The organism is Caulobacter sp. DMC95 (assembly GCF_056313785.1).
In genome coordinates this window covers 1-5,621 of the sequence record NZ_JBQUZP010000011.1, presented here as the reverse complement: position 1 = coordinate 5,621, position 5,621 = coordinate 1, and the positions used below count along the sequence as shown (strand labels likewise).

Sequence of the window (5,621 nt, the reverse complement as noted above, 5' to 3'; positions counted from 1 at the left end):
AGTTTTGAAAAAAACGATTTGACACGGGTTTCGAGGTTGGATAGATAGCCGCCTCCGCCGACATCGGGCGCTAAACGATGGGGCCGCCGGGAGGTGGTTCGGGTCTTTGACATTGTTGAATTGGAAAGAGAAACGCAGGCGGCGGCGCTCTGGCGATGACCTTCGGGTCGTCAACTGACGCTGACGAATGCGGTCTCTTGAAGAAGACACCATTACGCCGGTCTGGCCTTCGGGTTGGATCGAGTGATGGGAACTCGTCAAGAAACTATGCAAACCAGATACCTGGCCCTGGGTTTTCCCCTGGGGTTGGAAGTCTGAAGTCAATGTCAACTCAACCTGAGAGTTTGATCCTGGCTCAGAGCGAACGCTGGCGGCAGGCCTAACACATGCAAGTCGAACGGATCCTTCGGGATTAGTGGCGGACGGGTGAGTAACACGTGGGAACGTGCCCTTTGGTTCGGAACAACTCAGGGAAACTTGAGCTAATACCGGATGTGCCCTTCGGGGGAAAGATTTATCGCCATTGGAGCGGCCCGCGTCTGATTAGCTAGTTGGTGAGGTAAAGGCTCACCAAGGCGACGATCAGTAGCTGGTCTGAGAGGATGATCAGCCACATTGGGACTGAGACACGGCCCAAACTCCTACGGGAGGCAGCAGTGGGGAATCTTGCGCAATGGGCGAAAGCCTGACGCAGCCATGCCGCGTGAATGATGAAGGTCTTAGGATTGTAAAATTCTTTCACCGGGGACGATAATGACGGTACCCGGAGAAGAAGCCCCGGCTAACTTCGTGCCAGCAGCCGCGGTAATACGAAGGGGGCTAGCGTTGCTCGGAATTACTGGGCGTAAAGGGAGCGTAGGCGGACTGTTTAGTCAGAGGTGAAAGCCCAGGGCTCAACCTTGGAATTGCCTTTGATACTGGCAGTCTTGAGTACGGAAGAGGTATGTGGAACTCCGAGTGTAGAGGTGAAATTCGTAGATATTCGGAAGAACACCAGTGGCGAAGGCGACATACTGGTCCGTTACTGACGCTGAGGCTCGAAAGCGTGGGGAGCAAACAGGATTAGATACCCTGGTAGTCCACGCCGTAAACGATGAGTGCTAGTTGTCGGCATGCATGCATGTCGGTGACGCAGCTAACGCATTAAGCACTCCGCCTGGGGAGTACGGTCGCAAGATTAAAACTCAAAGGAATTGACGGGGGCCCGCACAAGCGGTGGAGCATGTGGTTTAATTCGAAGCAACGCGCAGAACCTTACCACCTTTTGACATGCCTGGACCGCCACAGAGATGTGGTTTTCCCTTCGGGGACTGGGACACAGGTGCTGCATGGCTGTCGTCAGCTCGTGTCGTGAGATGTTGGGTTAAGTCCCGCAACGAGCGCAACCCTCGCGATTAGTTGCCATCAGGTTTGGCTGGGCACTCTAATCGTACTGCCGGAGTTAATCCGGAGGAAGGCGGGGATGACGTCAAGTCCTCATGGCCCTTACAAGGTGGGCTACACACGTGCTACAATGGCGACTACAGAGGGCTGCAATCCCGCGAGGGGGAGCCAATCCCTAAAAGTCGTCTCAGTTCGGATTGTTCTCTGCAACTCGAGAGCATGAAGTTGGAATCGCTAGTAATCGCGGATCAGCATGCCGCGGTGAATACGTTCCCGGGCCTTGTACACACCGCCCGTCACACCATGGGAGTTGGCTTTACCCGAAGGCGCTGCGCTAACCGCAAGGGGGCAGGCGACCACGGTAGGGTCAGCGACTGGGGTGAAGTCGTAACAAGGTAGCCGTAGGGGAACCTGCGGCTGGATCACCTCCTTTCTAAGGATGCCTCTCCAAGCTCTCACGGGCTTATTGAGGCTCCAGACACGGTCGCTAGACGACCAAAAATGAGCGGATCGCCGCCGTCTTCGTTTCTCTTTCCACTCACTTGGTTCCGTTAGGGATCAAGTCGATCGCGAGCCCGGAGGCAGATGCCTTCCGAAGGCCGTCATAGGCCTGTAGCTCAGGTGGTTAGAGCGTACGCCTGATAAGCGTAAGGTCGGCAGTTCGAGTCTGCCCAGGCCTACCACTCTTTCCTCTGATGCTTCGGATCACGACCAGCTCTCCTGGCTAACCCAGATCTCTTGAAAAAGAGGGGCCATAGCTCAGTTGGTAGAGCGCCTGCTTTGCAAGCAGGATGTCGTCGGTTCGAATCCGTCTGGCTCCACCATCTCTCCTCCCGATGAGGATTGAGATTGATCTCGCGATTGGAATGACAAGTTTGCGCTGGCTCTTCGAGCCGGTTGCGAAATGACATTGTGAAGGCAGGGTTCTCCCGCCGACCGCAGCTCACCCCTGGGATGCGGATCCGGTTTAAGGGCGGACTTAAGAAGACATCATTGTCTGACTAAAGGTAGAGCTCATGCTCAGGCCTCCCCGCGTGATGCGGCGAGGGCTGATCAAGCATGGGTTTTGCTGAGAACGATCAAGCGCATAAGGGCTTCTGACGGATGCCTTGGCATTGAGAGGCGATGAAGGACGTGGCACGCTGCGATAAGAGCCGGGGAGGCGCGAGCACCCTTTGATCCGGCTATCTCCGAATGGGGAAACCCACCTTTATGGTCACCCGACTTTGCTTTGCCTCCGGGCAGGGCGACGATCGGTTGATCAGACAAGGTATAATGACCTGAATACATAGGGTTCATTAAGCAAACCCGGGGAACTGAAACATCTCAGTACCCGGAGGAAAGGACATCAACCGAGACTCCCGTAGTAGTGGCGAGCGAACCGGGACCAGGCCAGTGCTGTCGTGACATAAAGCTGAAGGATCTGGGAAGGTCTGCCATAGTGGGTGATAGCCCCGTAAGCGTCAAATAGCGACAGACTCGAGTAGGGCGGGACACGTGAAATCCTGTCTGAACATGGGGGGACCACCCTCCAAGCCTAAGTACTCCTCAATGACCGATAGCGAACAAGTACCGTGAGGGAAAGGTGAAAAGCACCCCGACAAGGGGAGTGAAACAGAACCTGAAATCGGAAGCCTACAAGCAGTCGGAGCCACCGCGCGTGGTGACGGCGTACCTTTTGTATAATGGGTCAGCGACTTCATGTGCCGTGCAAGCTTAAGCCGTTAGGTGTAGGCGCAGCGAAAGCGAGTCTGAATAGGGCGAATAAGTACGTCGCATGACGACCCGAAACCAGGTGATCTATCCATGAGCAGGTTGAAGGTAAGGTAACACTTACTGGAGGACCGAACCGGTGAATGTTGAAAAATTCTCGGATGACTTGTGGATAGGGGTGAAAGGCCAATCAAACCTGGACATAGCTGGTTCTCCGCGAAAACTATTTAGGTAGTGCCTCGGACGTATTCCTTGGGGGGTAGAGCACTGAATGGATGCGGGCGGCGCGAGCTGTACCAATTCTAATCAAACTCCGAATACCCAAGAGAACTATCCGGGAGACACACGGCGGGTGCTAACGTCCGTCGTGAAAAGGGAAACAACCCTAACCATCATCTAAGGCCCCCAAGTACTGGCTAAGTGGGAAACGATGTGGGTTTGCTTTGACAACCAGGATGTTGGCTTAGAAGCAGCCATCATTTAAAGAAAGCGTAACAGCTCACTGGTCAAGCGAACCTGCGCGGAAAATGTAACGGGGCTAAAGCCAGTCGCCGAAGGTATGGGTGTGCACTCTGTGCACGCGGTAGCGGAGCGTTCCGTAAGCCGATGAAGGTGAGGCGTGAGCCTTGCTGGAGGTATCGGAAGTGAGAATGCTGACATGAGTAGCGATAAAGAGGGTGAGAGACCCTCTCGCCGAAAGCCCAAGGGTTCCTGCGTAAAGCTAATCTGCGCAGGGTTAGTCGGCCCCTAAGGCGAGGCCGAAAGGCGTAGTCGATGGGAATCAGGTGAATATTCCTGAACCAGTTGGAAGTGACGGATCTGGTAAATTGTCAGGGCTTATTGGATTGCTCCTGGCAGTGAACAGGTCCCTGGAAATAACTCCAACGGAGACCGTACCCGAAACCGACACAGGTGGGCAGGTAGAGTATACCAAGGCGCTTGAGAGAACTATGCTGAAGGAACTCGGCAAATTGCACGCGTAACTTCGGGATAAGCGTGACTCTCTTTTGGGCAACCAGATGAGAGTGGCACAAGCCAGGGGGTAGCGACTGTTTATCAAAAACACAGGGCTCTGCGAAGCCGCAAGGCGACGTATAGGGTCTGACGCCTGCCCGGTGCCTGAAGGTTAAAAGGAGGGGTGCAAGCTCTGAATTGAAGCCCAGGTAAACGGCGGCCGTAACTATAACGGTCCTAAGGTAGCGAAATTCCTTGTCGGGTAAGTTCCGACCTGCACGAATGGCGTAACGACTTCCCCACTGTCTCCAGCATAGGCTCAGCGAAATTGAATTCCCCGTGAAGATGCGGGGTTCCCGCGGTCAGACGGAAAGACCCTATGAACCTTTACTGCAGCTTCGCCTTGGCGTTAGCAGCAACATGTGTAGGATAGGTGGGAGGCTATGAAACCGGGGCGCCAGTTCCGGCGGAGCCATCCTTGAAATACCACCCTTATTGTTGCTGACGTCTAACCGCGGCCCGTTATCCGGGTCCGGGACATGGCGTGGCGGGCAGTTTGACTGGGGCGGTCGCCTCCCAAAGTGTAACGGAGGCGCGCGATGGTGGGCTCAGACCGGTCGGAAATCGGTCGTCGAGTGCAATGGCATAAGCCCGCCTGACTGCGAGACTGACAAGTCGAGCAGAGACGAAAGTCGGCCATAGTGATCCGGTGGTCCTGCGTGGAAGGGCCATCGCTCAACGAATAAAAGGTACTCTAGGGATAACAGGCTGATTTTGCCCAAGAGTCCATATCGACGGCAAAGTTTGGCACCTCGATGTCGGCTCATCACATCCTGGGGCTGGAGCAGGTCCCAAGGGTTCGGCTGTTCGCCGATTAAAGTGGTACGTGAGCTGGGTTCAGAACGTCGTGAGACAGTTTGGTCCCTATCTGCCGTGGGTGTACGAGACTTGAGAGGATCTGTCCCTAGTACGAGAGGACCGGGATGGACACACCTCTGGTGGACCTGTCATGGCGCCAGCTGTGCAGCAGGGTAGCTAAGTGTGGAATAGATAACCGCTGAAAGCATCTAAGCGGGAAACTAACCTCAAAACAAGGTCTCGCTGAGAGCCGTGGAAGACCACCACGTTGATAGGCCGGGTGTGGAAGTGCGGCGACGCATGGAGCTTACCGGTACTAATAGCTCGATAGGCTTGATCGTTCTTCAGTCAAACCCATGCAATCGCATGGCTCTACTTCAGACACTGATGTCTTCTTCACAATCTCCGGCCTCGCAAGAGGCTGGATGATATCCTTTTCGCTGACCTGGTGGCTTTGCCGGGGGTTCCCCACCCGATCCCATTCCGAACTCGGTCGTTAAGTCCCCCTGGGCCAATGGTACTTCGTCTCAAGGCGCGGGAGAGTAGGTCGCCGCCAGGTCCGCCAAAAGGATATCTCATCACTAAGTCCAAAACCCTGCACCACAATCTCACACACAACACCCTGACGCGGGGTGGAGCAGCCCGGTAGCTCGTCAGGCTCATAACCTGAAGGTCACAGGTTCAAATCCTGTCCCCGCACCCAAGGTCTGATT

Annotated in this window: 3 tRNA genes and 3 rRNA genes; all 6 read left to right on the top strand. The window is 55.1% G+C overall.

From position 1 onward, the window contains the following. The first annotated feature begins 332 nt into the window (after positions 1-332). The 6 genes from ACT53N_RS18865 to ACT53N_RS18840 all read left to right on the top strand — a co-directional run bounded on the left by ACT53N_RS18865 (position 333) and on the right by ACT53N_RS18840 (position 5,611). Positions 333-1,816: ribosomal RNA gene (locus tag ACT53N_RS18865) — 16S ribosomal RNA — on the top strand. 173 nt (positions 1,817-1,989) lie between these two features. Next, positions 1,990-2,066 (top strand) — tRNA-Ile (locus ACT53N_RS18860). A 65-nt stretch (positions 2,067-2,131) separates the two neighbouring features. After that, positions 2,132-2,207: transfer RNA gene (locus ACT53N_RS18855), tRNA-Ala, on the top strand. Between the two features lie 253 nt (positions 2,208-2,460). Then, a 23S ribosomal RNA gene (locus ACT53N_RS18850) occupies positions 2,461-5,249 on the top strand. Between the two features lie 103 nt (positions 5,250-5,352). Next, a 5S ribosomal RNA gene (rrf, locus tag ACT53N_RS18845) occupies positions 5,353-5,467 on the top strand. Together the 16S, 23S and 5S rRNA genes with 3 tRNA genes alongside form the textbook arrangement of a ribosomal RNA operon. Positions 5,468-5,534: 67 nt before the next feature. Then, positions 5,535-5,611 (top strand) — tRNA-Met (locus tag ACT53N_RS18840). Positions 5,612-5,621: the final 10 nt, after the last annotated feature.